At 67.9% G+C, this 16,158-nt stretch carries 12 protein-coding genes; 7 read left to right on the plus strand and 5 right to left on the minus strand.

The window, feature by feature from the left end; translation table 11 throughout:
• Positions 1–171 precede the first annotated feature (171 nt).
• Entirely contained in the window at positions 172–1,053 is an 882-nt protein-coding gene (locus WT97_RS13030; RefSeq protein WP_060353574.1) for a BadF/BadG/BcrA/BcrD ATPase family protein, read from the minus strand.
• Between the two features lie 142 nt (positions 1,054–1,195).
• Here WT97_RS13030 and WT97_RS13035 point away from each other — a divergent pair, with 142 nt between their 5' ends.
• Entirely contained in the window at positions 1,196–1,798 is a 603-nt protein-coding gene (locus tag WT97_RS13035; RefSeq protein ID WP_059503259.1) for a DNA-3-methyladenine glycosylase I, read from the plus strand.
• A 90-nt stretch (positions 1,799–1,888) separates the two neighbouring features.
• Here the strand turns inward: WT97_RS13035 and WT97_RS13040 are convergent, their stop codons facing one another.
• A complete protein-coding gene (locus WT97_RS13040; protein ID WP_060353575.1) occupies positions 1,889–3,124 on the minus strand; it encodes a PepSY domain-containing protein in 1,236 nt (411 codons plus the stop codon).
• A 229-nt stretch (positions 3,125–3,353) separates the two neighbouring features.
• Here WT97_RS13040 and WT97_RS13045 point away from each other — a divergent pair, with 229 nt between their 5' ends.
• Positions 3,354–5,477 (plus strand): TonB-dependent siderophore receptor, encoded by a 2,124-nt coding sequence (locus tag WT97_RS13045; protein WP_060353576.1) that lies wholly within the window; start codon positions 3,354–3,356, stop codon positions 5,475–5,477.
• Positions 5,478–5,643: 166 nt separating this feature from the next.
• Here the strand turns inward: WT97_RS13045 and rpsU are convergent, their stop codons facing one another.
• A complete protein-coding gene (gene rpsU, locus WT97_RS13050) occupies positions 5,644–5,856 on the minus strand; it encodes a 30S ribosomal protein S21 (protein WP_006401410.1) in 213 nt (70 codons plus the stop codon).
• A 519-nt stretch (positions 5,857–6,375) separates the two neighbouring features.
• Here rpsU and WT97_RS13055 point away from each other — a divergent pair.
• From WT97_RS13055 to vioA, 5 genes are all read left to right on the plus strand, one after another.
• Entirely contained in the window at positions 6,376–7,530 is a 1,155-nt protein-coding gene (locus WT97_RS13055; RefSeq protein ID WP_059503253.1) for a flagellin, read from the plus strand.
• 132 nt (positions 7,531–7,662) lie between these two features.
• Positions 7,663–9,171, plus strand: a complete 1,509-nt coding sequence (fliD, locus tag WT97_RS13060) for a flagellar filament capping protein FliD (protein ID WP_060353577.1) — start codon at positions 7,663–7,665, stop codon at positions 9,169–9,171.
• 25 nt (positions 9,172–9,196) lie between these two features.
• Positions 9,197–9,496, plus strand: coding sequence for a flagellar protein FliT (locus WT97_RS13065; protein ID WP_034209594.1), 300 nt, complete (start codon positions 9,197–9,199; stop codon positions 9,494–9,496).
• Between the two features lie 255 nt (positions 9,497–9,751).
• On the plus strand, positions 9,752–12,100 hold the full coding sequence (locus WT97_RS13070; RefSeq protein ID WP_060353578.1) for a tetratricopeptide repeat protein: 2,349 nt from the start codon (positions 9,752–9,754) through the stop codon (positions 12,098–12,100).
• Positions 12,101–12,128: 28 nt separating this feature from the next.
• Positions 12,129–13,271 carry a dTDP-4-amino-4,6-dideoxy-D-glucose aminotransferase VioA gene (gene vioA / locus WT97_RS13075; protein ID WP_060353579.1) on the plus strand — a complete coding sequence of 381 codons (1,143 nt, stop codon included), beginning with the start codon at positions 12,129–12,131 and terminating at the stop codon, positions 13,269–13,271.
• Between the two features lie 10 nt (positions 13,272–13,281).
• Here the strand turns inward: vioA and WT97_RS13080 are convergent, their stop codons facing one another.
• A complete protein-coding gene (locus WT97_RS13080) occupies positions 13,282–13,944 on the minus strand; it encodes an acetyltransferase (RefSeq protein WP_060353580.1) in 663 nt (220 codons plus the stop codon).
• 93 nt (positions 13,945–14,037) lie between these two features.
• A complete protein-coding gene (locus tag WT97_RS13085; protein ID WP_373558478.1) occupies positions 14,038–16,011 on the minus strand; it encodes a tetratricopeptide repeat protein in 1,974 nt (657 codons plus the stop codon).
• Positions 16,012–16,158: the final 147 nt, after the last annotated feature.

Raw genomic sequence — 16,158 nt, forward strand, 5'->3', positions numbered from 1 at the left:
TGGCGCTCGCGGCACGGAGGAAGCGTCATTTTAACGTCGTGCCCGACAGCGCGCCGGACGGTTGCCAGCCCCGCGCCGCCCGAGGCGCTGCTGCGGCGCGGCATCTGCCGCACGCGCCGCTCACCTTGGCCGCCCTCCGCGGCCCCAGCCGACCTAGCTCCCCTAGCTCACCTAGCCGCCCTCCGCGGCCCGCAACGCCTGCAGCGCGAGCCGCAGCGCACCATGCGCAGAATCGTCGAGCGGCGCGCGCAGCCGCGCGGCGTGCCGCGCCGGCACGGCCGGCGCGAGCGCGTGCGCCAGCCCGCCGCACAGCGCGACCGGCAGCGCCTGCTGCGGATCGAGCGCGTCGATCATCTTGCCGATCTCGTCGCCGGCTTGCGCGATCAGCGCGCTCGCGACCGGGTGCGCGCGGTGCGCGAACACGATCGGCGCGAGACGCGCGTAGACCGTCTGGTTCGCGTCGCACGACCACTGGACGAGCGCGTCGCGATTCTGCGCGCCCGTTTCCGCAAGGAGTGCGGTGGCGAACGCGTCGCGCGGCACGCGACCGTCGAGTGCCTGTTGCGCATAGGCGAGCGCGCGCACGCCGAGCCACGCGCCGCTCGCCTCGTCCCCGGACGGAAAACCGAAACCGCCCGCGATCCGGCACGCGCCGGCCGCATCGAGCGCCGCCGCGATGCTGCCGGTGCCGAGCGCGACGATGAGCCCCGGGGCGCCGCCGTGCGCGCCGACGACGGTCGTGTACGCATCGCTCTCGATCGCGAGCGCGCCGAGCGGTGCCCGTGCGCGGAACGCGGCGAGCCACGCCGCGTTGTTGACGCCGGCGAGCCCGCAGCCGAGCGCGCACTGCGACCACTCGAACGCGAGACCGGCCTGCGTGAACGCGTCCGCGCAGGCCGCGCCGATCGACGCCCATGCGCGCTCGATACCGAGGCCGAGCCCCGACGGACCGCCACGCCCCTGCGCCAGCTCGCGCCCGTGCCGGTCTGCCAGCACCGCGCGCGTGCCCGTGCCGCCGCCGTCGATGCCGATCGCAAAAAGTAATGCCGCCATGCCTTCATCCCGCTGATTCGAACAGGCGCCAAGCTTAACCGGATCGGCGCCGCGCGCCCATCTGCCGTTCGGCCGGCTATCCCGCCCAAAGGGCTTCCGCTATGCTGGCGCGATCGAATCGACACTGAAGACGAGGCAGACGATGTCGCAACGGTGCAACTGGGTGAAGACGGAAGCGGACGCTCACTATCACGATACCGAGTGGGGCGTGCCGTCGCACGACGATCGCCACTTGTTCGAAATGCTGATCCTGGAAGGCGCGCAGGCAGGGCTGTCGTGGTCGACGATCCTGAACAAGCGCGCGGGTTATCGCGAAGCATTCGCCGATTTCGACGTCGACGCCGTCGCGCGCTTCACGCCCAAGCGCATCGAGAAATTGCTGGAAAACCCGGGCATCGTGCGCAACCGCGCGAAGGTCGAATCGGCGGTGATCAACGCGCGCGCGGTGCAGCGCATCCGGGAAGAGCACGGGTCGCTCGCCGCGTTCCTGTGGTCGTTCGTCGGCGACACGCCGGTTCAGAATGCGTGGCAGTCGTACCGCGACGCGCCCGCGTCCACCGAACAGTCCGACGCGCTCAGCAAGGCGCTGAAGGCGTACGGCTGCAAGTTCGTCGGCTCGACGATCTGCTATGCGCTGATGCAGGCAACCGGCATGGTCAACGATCACGAAGCCGGCTGCCCTTGCCACGCACGATGCGCGGCGCTCGGCGGCAAGCAGCCGGCACGCCTGCGCCAGGCGGGCTGACGGCGCCGGTGCAAACTCGGCCGGACGCCGCGCCGCCACCCTGCGGCGGTGGCACCGTCCGCCTGCCGCAGGTTACTTGCCGCTCGGCCTTTATCGCGCCGCGCGCGACGACGCCGATACGACCGCCCGCGCGCTTCGCGTAGCTCGCACGCGTGCGCTGCGCTTCTTCACCCAGATGCAGACGCCCGTCACGCTCAGCATCGCGATCACGATGCCGAGCATGCTCACGGCGACACGTCCGGCGACACCGGCGATCCGCCCCGAGTGCAGCGGAAACTGCGCCTGCATGAACAGGTCGCCGGCCGAACCACGGCCCGGCACCTGCGCCGCGACGGGCTTACCGGTCACCGCATTCCAGTACAGCCACGCGTTGCCGAGCCCGACGTCGCCATGGTCGTTGCCGGGCGTGAAGAACCCGACCGCGTAAGCGTTCATCGCAGGGGCGAACAGCAGCGCGCCCGGCGGCGCGGCGATCCCCGCGTCGCGGCCGGCCGAGCGCGCGATCTCGACGATCCGCTCGCGCGGCAGCACCGGGCTGCCCGGCGGGGCCGGCGGGAAATGTTCGGGATTCGTGTACGGCGTTTCGGCGAGCGGCGACACCAGCGAGACCAGCGGGCGCACGACGGGCACGGCAAGGTTCATCGAAATCGACGTGACCGCGACGACGAGCAGCAGCCCCCACACCCACACGCCACCCGAGCGGTGCAGGTCGAACACGAGCGGATAGCCGCCGCGCCGCACGCGGAACGCGAACGACTTGCGCCAGCTTTTCAGGTTCGGAAACGCGAGCACGAGCGCGATCAGGCTGTCGATCGCCCACACGATGCCGACGACGCCCATCACCCAGAACCCGAAATTGATCCCGCCGTACACGGGCAGGAACAGCGAGTAGTGCAGCCGGTAGATGAACGGCATCAGGTCGAGCCGCGCGAGCGACGGCGCGCCCCATTCGCGGCGGCCCTGTACCCTGCCGGTCGCGGGATCGACGGCGATCTGGCTGAAACCGAGTGCGTACGGCTGGCCGGTCGCCGGATCGGTACGCGGCATCACGCCCGCCTGCAGCGTGTGCCCCGGTTCGATCGCGAGCGGCAGGTAGGTCACCTGCACGCGCGGATCGGCGGCCTCGATGCGCGCCGCGAGCTCGAGCGGCGCAAGTGGCGCCGCGCCGCTGCGCGCGGTATAGAAATCCGGGTTCAGCGCCGCATCGAGTTCATGGTCCCACGCGATCAGCGCGCCGGTGAGCCCCGCGACGAACAGGAACAGCGCGATGGCGAGCCCGAACCAGCGGTGCAGGCGCACGAGAAACGGTCGCAGGAACGCGTTCATCGCGTGCGCGGCGCAAGAAAAGCGGGCCGGCACGAGCGGCGGCCCCGATTCGACGGGATGCAGTTCATTTCATGGCGAGCGCCGCGCAACGGTCATCCGGTCGGGCCCGGCGAGGCCGGATGCCCTTGTACGCGGCATGGAATTGTTGCGCGGTTGGCGGGTTTTGATACGATGCGCGACATTTTAACGCAATGCGAATGATTCTTACTCGCATTTTTACTCGCTCGCCATGACCGTCTGCCTCGCCCGCCCGCCTGTCCGTCCACGCCGCGTGGCCGCCGCCCTCGCCTGCCTTGCCGCGTCGCTCGCGCACGCGGACGATTCGCCCGGCGACGCCGCGGTACTGCCCGCCCTCAACATCACGGCCGCGCATGATTCGCCGCAACACTTGACCGACACGATCTTGACGGGTGCGCTCGGCACCCGTCGCCAGCTCGACACGCCGTTCTCGACGACCATCGTCACGTCGGAAGAGCTCGAGGCCCGCCAGCCGTACAAGCTCGGCGACGTGTTCGCGAACGACGCGTCGGTGTCGGACAACAGCGGCGCCTACAGCGCCTGGGCCAGCTACATGACGGTGCGCGGCATGCAGCTCGACTGGCAGAACGGCTACAAGATCGACGGACTGCCGTTCGTCACGTACGGCATCACGATGCCGTACGAGCAGCTCGATCGCGTCGAACTGCTGAAGGGGCTCGGCGGCTTCCTGTATGGCTTCGTGACGCCGGGCGGCGTCGTCAACTACGTGACGAAGCAGCCGGGCGCCGAACCGGTGCGCAGCGTCGACATCGGTTACCGGAGCACCAACGTGTGGACCGAGCATGTCGATCTCGGCCAGCGCTTCGGGCCCGACCACATGTTCGGCGCGCGGCTGAATGCGACCCACGAGGAAGGCAAGACCTACAACGACGGCAACATCCGCCGCGACAGCGTGTCGCTCGCGCTGCAGGCGAACCTGACGCGCGACCTGTCCGTGTCGTTCGGCGCGCTGTACCAGGACCGCCGCACGACGGGCCAGACGCCGTCGATCTTCACCGGCAGCTATCCGGGCGGCGCGCTGCCCGCGACGATCAGCGGCGGATCGACGAACCTGGGCGGCAAGGACCAGTACCTGAACACGAACCTGCAGCTCTATACGACCGGGCTGCAATACCAGCTCGCGCCCGACTGGCAGCTCGACGTCACGTACAGCTACAGCAAGGCGACGCGCCGACGTAACGAAAGCACGCTCTACCTGCAGGACGCGGCCGGCAACTACACCGACAGCCGCTACGTCGGCATGGAGGATCACCGCTTCAGCCAGTGGCGCGCGATGGTCGAGGGCAAGGTACGCACGGGCCCGTTCAGCCACCAGATCGTGCTCGGCGCGTCGTGGCAGAAGCAGGCGAACGACTATTCGGCGAACAGCGTGTTCGTGCCGCTCGGCGCCGGCAACCTCTATGCGCCGAATCCGTACCGCTACGAGAGTCCGCACGGTTTCATCCAGTACCGCACGAGCGAGATCGTGCAGAAATCGCTGTTCGCGAGCGACACCGTGCAGTTGACCGAGCGCTGGTCGGTGCTGGCCGGCGTGCGCTACATGAACTACGCGCAGCGCGCGTTCCAGGCGAGCGGCGCCGAGGCCCCCGGCTATCGCCAGAACGGCGTAGCGACGCCGACCTTCGCGGTGATGTTCAAGCTCGCGCCGACGACCACCGCGTACGCGAGCTACGCCGAGTCGCTCGAGCCCGGCAGCCGCGTGAACGACGTCTACGCGAACGCGGGCCAGGTGCTCAAGCCGTTGCGCAGCAAGCAGTACGAGCTGGGGATCAAGAGCGAGCACGCGCGCTGGAGCGCGACGGCCGCGCTGTTCCGCATCGAGCGCAGCGCCGAATACGCGAACGCCGCGAACGTCTACGTGCAGGACGGCGAATCGATCATTCAGGGGATCGAGGTCGGCGCGCGCGCGAAATTCGGCGCGCACTGGAACGCGGGCGTCGACGCGATGCTGCTCGACGCGTGGTACGCGAACGGGATCGGCAACAATGGCAACCGCGTGGCCGGCGCGCCGCGCTTCGTGCTCGCCGGCGACCTCGGCTATGCGGTGCCGGGCGTGCCGGGGCTGACGCTCGGCGTCGACGCGAAATTCACCGGCGCGACGCCGCTGCGCGCGGCCGGCGGCCTCGACGCACCGGGCTTTCTCGTCGTCAACGCGGGCGCGCGTTACCTGACGCGGGTCGGACGGCACGACGTGACGCTGCGCGCATCGATCGACAACGTGTTGAACCGCCGTTACTGGGAATACCAGTACGCGGACTACGTGAAGCCGGGCGACCCGCGCACGGTGAGCCTGAGCGCGAAGATCGATTTCTGAACGCCGCGGCCGGCGGCCGCAACCCGCTGGCCGCAGGGTCTCGCCAGCCGGCGGGAACACCCACGCCGCAATGGCCTCGGGATTTTCCCGGCCCGCCAAAGCAAAACGGCGAAGCGGCCTCTTTCGAGGCACACTCCGCCGTTTTGCGGCGAACCGGCAGACGCTCTTAGTGGAGCTTCTTCGGCAGCATCTGGCTGCGCAGACGCTTGTGCAGGCGCTTGACGGCTGCTGCCTTCTTGCGCTTGCGGACTGCGGTCGGCTTTTCGTAAGACTGGCGTTCGCGCAGTTCAGCGATCAGGCCATTTTTTTCGATAGCGCGACGAAAGCGGCGAATCGCCACTTCGAACGGCTCGTTTTCTTTCAGAAGAATCGTCGTCATGTCGTTCCTAAATTGCTTAAACGGTCAAAAACGTAGCGGCCAAGCGCCACGCACCGGCCATCCGAGCGTCCCCACAACAGGCGAAACGAGCGGAAATACGGCCTCGGAGGCCGGAAAAGAGAGGCGGAAAGCACCGCGAGTACGCTTCACAACCGCGTGCAGCGCCGCGTTTGACTGCCAGCAGACATGCCGAAACCGGCAAAGGCGTGACAGAAAATCTCAATTCAGCCCGCCATCATAGCAGGGAATCACAGACAAAACCACCCTTTTGTCGGTCGTGTGTGCACAGCGTCGCGACTGCGTCTCAGCGCCGGTTTCTGCCCCGTTTAACTCGGCGCCGCGCTGCGCCGGTCCGAATTGACAAAGAAGGATAAAAAATCGGGCCGAATCTGCAAGCGCCCCTCAAGTTTTGTTTTGGTACGCCGAAATCCTGCTCTGAGGCGGCCAGCAATGAACGAGTGCTTCCGCCGACGCCAAAACGGCTTTCCAGGGCTTTCGGCTTACACAGGAGATTTTTCCATGCTCGGAATTAACAGCAACATCAACTCGCTGGTTGCACAGCAGAACCTCAACGGCTCGCAAAACGCCCTGTCCCAGGCCATCACGCGCCTGTCGTCGGGCAAGCGCATCAACAGCGCAGCGGACGACGCAGCAGGCCTCGCGATCTCGACCCGGATGCAGACCCAGATCAACGGTCTGAACCAGGGCGTGTCGAACGCCAACGACGGCGTGTCGATGATTCAAACGGCTTCGAGCGCACTGTCGTCGCTGACGAACAGCCTGCAGCGTATCCGCCAGCTGGCCGTCCAGGCGTCGACGGGCACGATGTCCACGACCGACCAGGCAGCACTGCAGCAGGAAGTTTCGCAGCAGATCCAGGAAGTGAACCGTATCGCGTCGCAAACGACGTACAACGGCACGAACATTCTCGACGGCTCGGCAGGCATCGTGTCGTTCCAGGTCGGCGCGAACGTCGGCCAGACGATTTCGCTGGACCTGAGCCAGAGCATGTCGGCTGCGAAGATCGGCGGCGGCTTGGTGCAGAAGGGCCAGACGGTTGGTACGGTAACGGGTCTGTCGCTCGACAACAACGGTGCGTACACCGGTTCGGGCGCAACGATCACCGCGATCAACGTGCTGTCCGACGGTAAGGGTGGCTACACGTTCACCGACCAGAACGGCGGCTCCATCTCGCAAACCGTTGCACAGTCGGTGTTCGGCGCAAACGCAACCACCGGCACCGGCACGGCAGTTGGCAATCTGACGCTGCAGACCGGCGCAACCGGCGCGGGCACCTCCGCGGCACAACAGACGGCAATCACCAACGCGATCAGCCAGATCAACGCCGTCAACAAACCGGCTACCGTGTCGAACCTCGACATCAGCACGGTCAGCGGAGCGAACGTCGCGATGGTATCGATCGACAACGCGCTGCAGACGGTGAACAACGTGCAGGCGGCACTCGGCGCGGCACAAAACCGTTTCACGGCAATCGCCACGGCGCAGCAGGCAGAATCGACCGACCTGTCGTCGGCGCAGTCGCAGATCACCGACGCGAACTTCGCGCAGGAAACCGCGAACATGTCGAAGAACCAAGTGCTGCAGCAAGCAGGCATCTCGGTGCTCGCACAGGCGAACTCGCTGCCGCAGCAGGTCCTGAAGCTCCTGCAGTAATCGCGTAGCAACCCACGGCCGGGCCCCGCGTAACGCGCGGCCCGGCCGCAGTCACTTGGCGCGCGGGGCCTCGCTCCGCCGCCAGGTCTTCATCCAGAATTTCCCGGATCACCCGCCGCACGGAGCAACACGATGTCGACGATCAATTCCGCCGTCACTGCCGCCAACAACTCGGCCAACAGCCAGCTGCAACAGGCTGCCCAATCGATCATCAGCGGTTCGACCGGCAACTCGTCGATGGACGTCAACTCGCTCGTGACGGCACTCGTCAATGCGAAAACCGCCGGTCAGGCCGCCGCGCTCAACGCGCAGCAAAGCAGCGACAACACCCAGATTTCCGCGTACGGCGCGCTGTCGGCCGCGCTGAGCGCACTGCAGGCCAGCCTCACGACGCTGTCGAACGGCTCGCTGCAGAACACCTTCACCGCGACCGCGAGCGGCACCGGCCTCACCGCGACCGCGGGTGCCGGCGCGGTGGCCGGCAGCTATTCGGTCGGCGTCACGCAGATCGCGACGTCGCAGTCGCTGTCGTCGGCCGCGTTCGGCGCGTCGACCGCGCTCGGCACCGGCACGATGACGCTGTCGCTCGGCAGCCAGTCGTTCACCGTCGACGTGAACAACACCAACAACACGCTGTCCGGCATCGCCGCCGCGATCAACTCCGCAACCGGCAACCCTGGCATCGTCGCGTCGGTCGTCAACGGCAGCGACGGCGCGCACCTCGTGCTCAGCTCGACGCCGACCGGCGCGGCGAGCACGATCGGCGTCGCGCTCAGCAACGTCGCCGGCGACAACGGCCTGTCCAGCCTCGGCGTCACGTCGACGGCCAGCACGACGGGCGGCCAGTCGACGATCACGTCCGCGAACGGCAGCGCCGCGTGGAAGCAGAGCACGGCCGCGCAGGACGCCGCGTTCACGATCAACGGGATCGCCGGCACGAGCGCGAGCAACACCGTGACGAGCGCGATCACCGGCGTCACGCTGAACCTGACCAGCGCCGCCGTCAGCACCACGCAGCCGCAAACGTTGACGGTCGCGACCGACACGAAATCCCAGGCCGCCGCGATCAACAACTTCGCGACGCTCTACAACACGCTCGTCACGACGATGGGCTCGCTGTCGAGCTTCACGTCCGGCGCGTCGTCGCAAGGCCCGCTGCTCGGCGACTCGACGCTGAACACGATCAAGAACGCGCTCGCGTCGATCGTCGCGAGCGGCGTGAACAGCAACGGCTCGACGGTCAACCTCGCGTCGATCGGCGTCACGCTGCAGGCCGACGGCACGCTGAAGGTCGACAGTACCGCGCTCAACGGCGCGCTGCAGAACAATCCGACGGGCGTCGCGTCCCTGTTCAACTCGACGAACGGGATCGGCGAGCAGTTGACGACGAATATCACGAACTACACGAAGACGAACGGATTGATCGCCGCGCGCACGACCGCGCTCAGCAACGATCTGAAGAACGTCGCCCAGCAGCAGACGACGCTGACGAACTACGCAGCACAGCTGACCACCCAGTACCAGGCGCAGTTCACCGCGCTCAACACGCTGATGGCGACGATGAACACCAACTCGCAATACCTGACCCAGCTGTTCGGCGGCGCGAACAGCGGCGGCGCGCTGGCGAACAACAAGAGCTGACCGCTAGCCGGACAGGAGAGCCCCGATGGAACAGACCGAACTGATCGCCCGGATCGACGCGCTGACCGACTCGATCGAACACGCGGCCACGATGGCCGACTGGGCCGAGGCCGTGCGCCTCGCCGATGCGCGCTGGCAGCTCGTCGCGCTGCTCTCGACCGACCAGCCGCCCGTCGGCATCGCCGCGATCCGCCGCATGCAGGTCAGCAACGACCGCATCTTCGCCGACGCGCAACGCGCGCAGCAGGAGCTGACCGATGAATACCAGGCGGCGATGAGCCGCGTGCAGGCCGTCGGCCAGTACCAGAGCATCGCGAGCCGTTGAGACGCGCCGCGCGGCGTGCTCGACATGCGCGCCGCCCACCCGACAACAAGAACTACGCGCTGATGTGAGGGCGTGCTCGTTCGCCTCCCCGCCCGCCTCGTGCGGGCGTTTTTTTAGGCACTGCCGGCAGCACCGCCCGGCTTGAGCCGACCGGTCAATCGGCCAAACTGACCGGGCTTTTCCCGTCACCTCGCGGCATCGGCGCGACGACCCGCTACCGATAATGGTATCGACCGACTTTCCGCAGATTTCATCATGTTCTCGACCGAACCGCCCGCCTCCGCCGCGCTCACGCCTGAACAGCAGCTTGCGCAGGACATTGCGCTCGTCATGGAGAACGCGCTCGAGCGCCAGCGCAGCGGCGCGTTCGACGACGCCCGGGCGCTGTACGAGGCCATCCTCGACGCGGTGCCCGCGCATGGCGATGCACATTACAACCTCGCGGTGCTGATGGTCGATACGGGCCGGGCGGCCGACGCGGTGCCGCATTTCGAAGCCGCCATCGGCGCGAACCCGGACAACGGCTACTACTGGGTCAGCTACATTCATGCGCTGCATCGCACCGGGCAAACGGCCGCCGCGTGGATCGCGGTCGAAATCGCGCAGCAGCGCGGCGTGCACGGCCCGGCGCTCGACGGGCTGATCGCGCAATTGGCGTCGCCCGCCGTCGTGCTCGCGACGGCAGCGGTCACGGCCCCGAGCGACATCGACACGGCGATCGTCCTGGAAATCGCGGCCGGCGCGACGGCCGAACAGCGCGACGCCGGCAAGCCGATCCGTCGCCCCAATCAGACGCTGCTGCAAAAGCACGCGGCGCTGTTCGACAGGAACAAGCACGCGGAAGCCACCGCGCTTGCGCGGCAACTGGTCGCCGACTACCCGAAAGACGGCGCATGCTGGCGCGCGCTGTCCGCATCGCTTCATCGGGAAGGCCGCTTCGCAGAGATGATCGAGGCCGGCTTTCGTACGATCGAATTGCTGCCGGATGAATTACTCGTGCGCATGCTGCTCGCCGATACGCTGCGGATGATGAACCGTCTCGCGGAGGCCGACGAGCAGTGCACGCGCCTGCTCGAGCTTCAGCCCGATCACCCGGAGGCCTTCCGGATTCGCGGTCTCGTGCTATTCGCGCTGCGCCGCACGGATGAAGCGATCGCGGCCTGCCGACGGGCGGTCGAGCTTGCGCCCGGCGCCGCTGCACCGTGCGGCACGCTCGGCTTCGTGCTGCTCGAACAGGGCGCAACGCAGGAAGCGATAGGCTGGCTGAAGCGCTCGATCGAAATCAACCCGACCGACAGCATCACCCACAGCAGCATGCTGTTCTGTATCGCGCACAGCAGCGACTTCGATCCGCAGACGCTCGTTGCGGCACACCGCAAGTTCGGCGAGCGCTACGGCAATCACAAGCGCAAGCGCGCGGCGGTGTTCTCAAACCCGCGCGACCCGGCGCGCAAGCTGCAGGTCGGCTTCGTGTCGGGCGACCTGTTCAGCCACGCGGTCGCCTCCTACGCGGTGCCCGTGATCGAGCATCTCGCGGCCGATCCCGGCGTTGCGATGCACTTCTACCACAATCACTTCGAGGAAGATGACACGTCCGAGCGTTTCAAGGCCCACGCGACGACCTGGCGCAATGTCGCCGGCATGAGCGACACGGCCTTCCTCGAACGCGTGCGCAACGACGGCATCGACATCGTGATCGACCTGTCGGGCCATACCGGCCGCAACCGGCTCGTTGCGCTCGCGCAGCGCGCGGCGCCGGTTCAGGCATCGTGGATCGGCTATCCGGCCACGACCGGGCTCGCCGCAATGGACTACTACCTGACGGACCGCTTCGTCGCGCCGCACGGCGCATTCGACGATCAGTTCGTCGAGCAGCTCGTGCGGCTGCCGGCGATCGCGCCGTTCATGCCGCCGCCGAACTGTCCGCCCGTGAACGTGCTGCCGGCGCTGCACAACGGCTATACGACTTACGCCAGCTTCAACCGCCTGAACAAGCTGAGCCCGCACGTGATCGAGGTTTGGGCGCGCGTGCTGCACGCGGATCCGGCCGCCCGCATGGCGCTCGGCGCAATCGGCAATGCCGGCGACCAGCGCGTCCTGACCGAATGGTTCGCCGCGGCGGGCATCGACGCCAACCGCCTGACGTTTCACCGGCGCTCGAACATCCCCGTCTACATGCAGCAGCATCACGGCGTCGACCTCTGCCTCGACGCGTTCCCGTACACCGGTTCGACGACGACGCTGAATGCGCTATGGATGGGCGTGCCGACCGTGACGATCCCCGGCGCGACGATGGCCGGGCGCGGTAGCGCGGGCTGGCTGCAGCATGTCGGACTCGATGCGTACATCGCGACGGACGAGGACGATTTCGTCGCGAGGGCGCTGGCGCTCAGCCGCGACACCGCCGCGCTACAGGCGCTTCGCGCCGGCCTGCGCGCGCGCTGCGGAGCGTCCGCCGCGTTCCGCCCGGCCGTCGTCGCGGCCGGGCTGTCGTCGGCGCTGCGCACGATGTGGGCCCGCTGGTGCGCGGGAGAGCCCGTCACCGCATTCGACACGCCGCTGTTCGACGACGTGACGACCGCACAGGCCGCGGCCGACGCCTGAGCGCCGCGCGTTATCGAGAGAGACCACCATGACCGCCAGCCTGCCCGCATCGTCCGTCGCGCAACTGCCGCACGAACGCATCTACGTCACGCAACCGCACCTGCCGCCGCTCGCGGAATTCCTGCCGTATCTCGAGAAGATCTGGGAAAGCCGCACGCTGACGAATGGCGGCCCGTTCCACCAGCAGTTCGAGCGCGCGCTGTGCGACTATCTCGGCGTGCCGTACCTGTCGCTGTTCGCGAACGGCACCCTCGCGCTCGTCACCGCGCTGCAGGCGCTGCGCATTACCGGCGAGGTGATCACGACGCCGTACTCGTTCGTCGCGACCGCCCATTCGCTGCTGTGGAACGGCATCAAACCGGTATTCGTCGACGTCGCGCCCGGCACGCTCAATCTCGACCCCGCGCGCATCGAGGCGGCGATCACGCCGCAAACCACCGCGATCATGCCCGTGCATTGCTACGGCAACCCGTGCGATGTCGACGCGATCCAGAAGATCGCCGACAACTACAACCTGCGCGTGATCTACGACGCGGCGCACGCGTTCGGCGTGCAGAACGCCGACGGCAGCGTGCTCGCGCACGGCGACCTGTCGGTGCTGAGCTTTCACGCGACGAAGGTGTTCAACACGTTCGAAGGCGGCGCGATCATCTGCCCCGACGCGAAGACCAAGCAGCGGATCGACCACCTGAAGAACTTCGGTTTCGTCGACGAGGTCACCGTCGTCGCACCTGGCATCAACGGCAAGATGAGCGAAATCAACGCCGCGTTCGGGATGCTGCAGTTGCAGCATATCGACGGCGCACTCGCACGCCGCCGCGAGATCGACGCGTTGTACCGCGCGCTGCTGGCCGACGTGCGCGGCATCCGCTGCGTGCCGCGCGGCGGCCAGACCGTCGCGAACCATGCGTATTTCGCGATCCTCGTCGACGAAGACTATCCGCTCGACCGCGATGCGCTGTACCAGAAGCTGCGCGACTACGACGTGTACGCGCGCCGCTACTTCCATCCGCTGATTTCGGAATTTCCGATGTACCGCGGGCTGCCGTCCGCCAGCCGCGACAACCTGCCGGTCGCAACGGAGGCCGCGCGCAAGGTGTTGTGCCTGCCGATCTACCCGGCGCTCACTGACGACATGGTCCGCCGCATCGTCGAGCTGATCGCCTTCTGACCCGCCGCATCTACAGGTAACGCTCGTCGGCCGCGCGCGCGCGGATCCGGCGCGCCGGGTTGCCGTACGCCACCGTGTACGGCTCGACGTCGTGCAGGACGACCGCGCCCGCGCCGACGATGCTGTGCTCGCCGACCGCAATCCGGTGCCGCAGCATCGCGCCGAGGCCGATCGCCGAGCCGCGGCCGATCCGGCAGTTGCCGCCCGTGACGACGCCCGGTGCGAGGCTCGAGAAATCCGCCATCACGCCGTCGTGGTCGAGCGACGCGTTCGTGTTGACGATGCAGCCTTCGCCGATCGAACAGCCCGGGTTGATCACCGCGCCGGCCATCACGACCGTGCCCGCGCCGATCGTCGACGCCTTGCCGACGCACGCGGCCGGATGCACCGCCGACACGCGCGGCAGGCCCGGCACGAGCGCCGCGAGCCCGGCCGTCACGGCCTCGCGTGCATGATTGTCGCCAATGGCGACCAGCAGCCCGACGATCCCGTGCCGGTCGACCAGTTGCGGCAAATCACGCTCGGCGCCCAGCACCGCGTAGCCGAGCGTCTGCTCGCCGGGCGTCCGGAACGAATCGATCAGCCCGGCGATCCGGTACCGGCCGGCCTGTTCGACGATGTCGATCACGACCTTGGCGTGACCGGAGGAGCCGACGATGATGATGTTTTCCACGAGGGCCTCGATTGATCTGATAAGCAGCGGCAGCACGGTCGCGTTTCGCGCAGTATGCCGTGTCGTCGCGCCCGTGCCGCGCGCGCCGTCACGTCAGACGCTACGCGCCGTTTCGTCCGCCGTCACGCGTGCGACTGCAAAATGCGCAGCAAACGCCCCCCTCAGCCGCTCGGCCAGCCGAATCCAGCTTTCTTCGCGCCCGCGCCGGAACAGCCGCACCGTGCCCGGATACCACGGCGAATCCTCACGGTCGTGCATCCACCGCCAGTCCACGTCCTGATTCGGCAGCAGCACCCAGCAACGCTTGCCGAGCGATGCGGCCAGATGCGCGGTCGACGTGTCGACGGACACCACGAGATCGAGTTGCGCGACGATCGCGGCCGTATCGGCGAAATCGTCGATCTCCGAGCCCAGGTGCAGCAACGGCAAGCCGCCCGGCGGATGCCGCGCCTCGTCCTCGCCCTGCCCCTTCTGCAAGCTCACGAAATTCACGCCCGGCACGCTCCACAGCGGCGTCAGCAACGCCAGCGACGGCAGCGAGCGGTGCGCATCGTTGTGATGCTTCGGATTGCCTTTCCACACGAGGCCGATACGCGGGCCGGCCGGCAGCACATCGAGTCGCGCCCCCCAGCGGGCGACGCGCGCCGGATCGGGGACGAACCGCACCGGCGGCGGAATCGTGTCGAGTGTCGTGCCGGCATGCATCGGCGCGCTCAACAGGCTCGTCCAGTAATCGAATTGCGCGGCCTGCGCGGTGGCCGTCTCGTGATCGAGCACCGCGTCGACGCCGTCGACCGTCTCCATCAGCCGATGCAGCGCCGGCTGGCACGCGAACACCACGCGCGCCGCCCGCCGCGCGCGAAATTCCGCGAAATAGCGGCTGAACTGCAGCATGTCGCCGAGGCCGTCCTCCTGCCAGACCAGCAACGTCTTGCCGGCCAGCGGCTCGCCTTGCCATTGCGCGCACCGCAGCACCTCGCGGGTCCGGCGATGCACGAACGTCGACTGCTCGTAGCGGGATTCGTAGCGGCGCCACCCTTCCTCGAACCGTCCGCGGCTGAGCAGCAGCGTCGCCAGCCCGAAGCGCGCGTCGTCGTAGTCGGCGCGCAGCTCGAGCGCGCGGCGGTATTCGCGCTCGGCTTCGTCGAGGCGGCCCGCATGCGCGAACGCCGTGCCGAGGTTGTAGTGCGCTTCGGCCATCTGCGGCGCGAGCGCCAGCGCGTCGGCGAACGCGATGGCCGCTTCGTCGTGGCGGCCCTGCGCACGCAGGACGCAGCCGAGATTGTTGTGCGCCTGCGGCAGGTCGGGCCGGCAGCGGATGGCGTCGCGATAGGCCGCTTCCGCTTCGGGCAGGCGGTCGAGGTTCTGCAGCGCGATGCCGAGGTTGTAATGCGCTTCCGGATGATCCGGACACAGCGCAATGGTCTGCCGGCTGGCCGCCTCCGCTTCCGGCAGCCGCTGCATGTCGACGAGGATCGCGCCGAGATTCGCGTGCGCGAGCACATGGTCGGCACGAACGGCGATCGCGAGCCGGTACGCGAGCTCGGCCTCCGCCGGCCGGGCGAGGACGCGAAGCAGGTTGCCGAGATCGGTCAGCACGTCGGGTGACCGCGGCTCGATCGACAGTGCCTGCCCGAATGCCTGTTCGGCCTCGTCGAGCCGGCCGAGCGCTTCGAGCACCTTGCCGAGCCGGTGATGGTGCGACGCGCGTAGCGGCGTGACGGACGCCAATTGCCGGCGGCCGACCGCCTCCGCCTCGAGCAGCCGCCCCTGCGACACAAATAGCGCGCCAAGGCCTTCGTACGGCGGATCGAACACCGGCATGGCATCGATCGCGCGCCGCCACCATGCCTCGGCGTCGGCCAACCGGTTCAGGCCCAGCGCGCACACGGCCGCGACGTGCAGAGCCGCGACGTCCGCCGCAGGCGCATCGAGCAGCGGCGCGACGCGCGATAGCGCGTCGGCAAACCGTCCGTTCTGGCACAAGGTCGCGGCGTGTTGAACGCACGCGGATTCGTCGGAAGCAAGCGTCGTCATGAAAGGCTGGGCAAGGCGGCGGACATTCATCGCGTCCGGCCGTCGAGGCGGCGGCCCGGCACGCGCGTCGCATGTCGCGACCGGACAACCGTTTCGGCACGGGAAGCGTCGATCGACAGGTTACCGAAGCGCGCATGCATGCGATGCGGTGATGTGAGCCCATTCCGCGCGGCTGTT

The organism is Burkholderia sp. MSMB1459WGS, from assembly GCF_001534535.1.
Taxonomy (GTDB): domain Bacteria; phylum Pseudomonadota; class Gammaproteobacteria; order Burkholderiales; family Burkholderiaceae; genus Burkholderia.

Bases quoted from the DNA above. Each gene is read 5' to 3' on its own strand.
- WT97_RS13030 (WP_060353574.1), bottom strand. From the start codon at position 1,053: ATGGCGGCATTACTTTTTGCGATCGGCATCGACGGCGGCGGCACGGGC.
- WT97_RS13035 (WP_059503259.1), top strand. From the start codon at position 1,196: ATGTCGCAACGGTGCAACTGGGTGAAGACGGAAGCGGACGCTCACTAT.
- WT97_RS13040 (WP_060353575.1), bottom strand. From the start codon at position 3,124: ATGAACGCGTTCCTGCGACCGTTTCTCGTGCGCCTGCACCGCTGGTTC.
- WT97_RS13045 (WP_060353576.1), top strand. From the start codon at position 3,354: ATGACCGTCTGCCTCGCCCGCCCGCCTGTCCGTCCACGCCGCGTGGCC.
- rpsU (WP_006401410.1), bottom strand. From the start codon at position 5,856: ATGACGACGATTCTTCTGAAAGAAAACGAGCCGTTCGAAGTGGCGATT.
- WT97_RS13055 (WP_059503253.1), top strand. From the start codon at position 6,376: ATGCTCGGAATTAACAGCAACATCAACTCGCTGGTTGCACAGCAGAAC.
- fliD (WP_060353577.1), top strand. From the start codon at position 7,663: ATGTCGACGATCAATTCCGCCGTCACTGCCGCCAACAACTCGGCCAAC.
- WT97_RS13065 (WP_034209594.1), top strand. From the start codon at position 9,197: ATGGAACAGACCGAACTGATCGCCCGGATCGACGCGCTGACCGACTCG.
- WT97_RS13070 (WP_060353578.1), top strand. From the start codon at position 9,752: ATGTTCTCGACCGAACCGCCCGCCTCCGCCGCGCTCACGCCTGAACAG.
- vioA (WP_060353579.1), top strand. From the start codon at position 12,129: ATGACCGCCAGCCTGCCCGCATCGTCCGTCGCGCAACTGCCGCACGAA.
- WT97_RS13085 (WP_373558478.1), bottom strand. From the start codon at position 16,011: ATGAATGTCCGCCGCCTTGCCCAGCCTTTCATGACGACGCTTGCTTCC.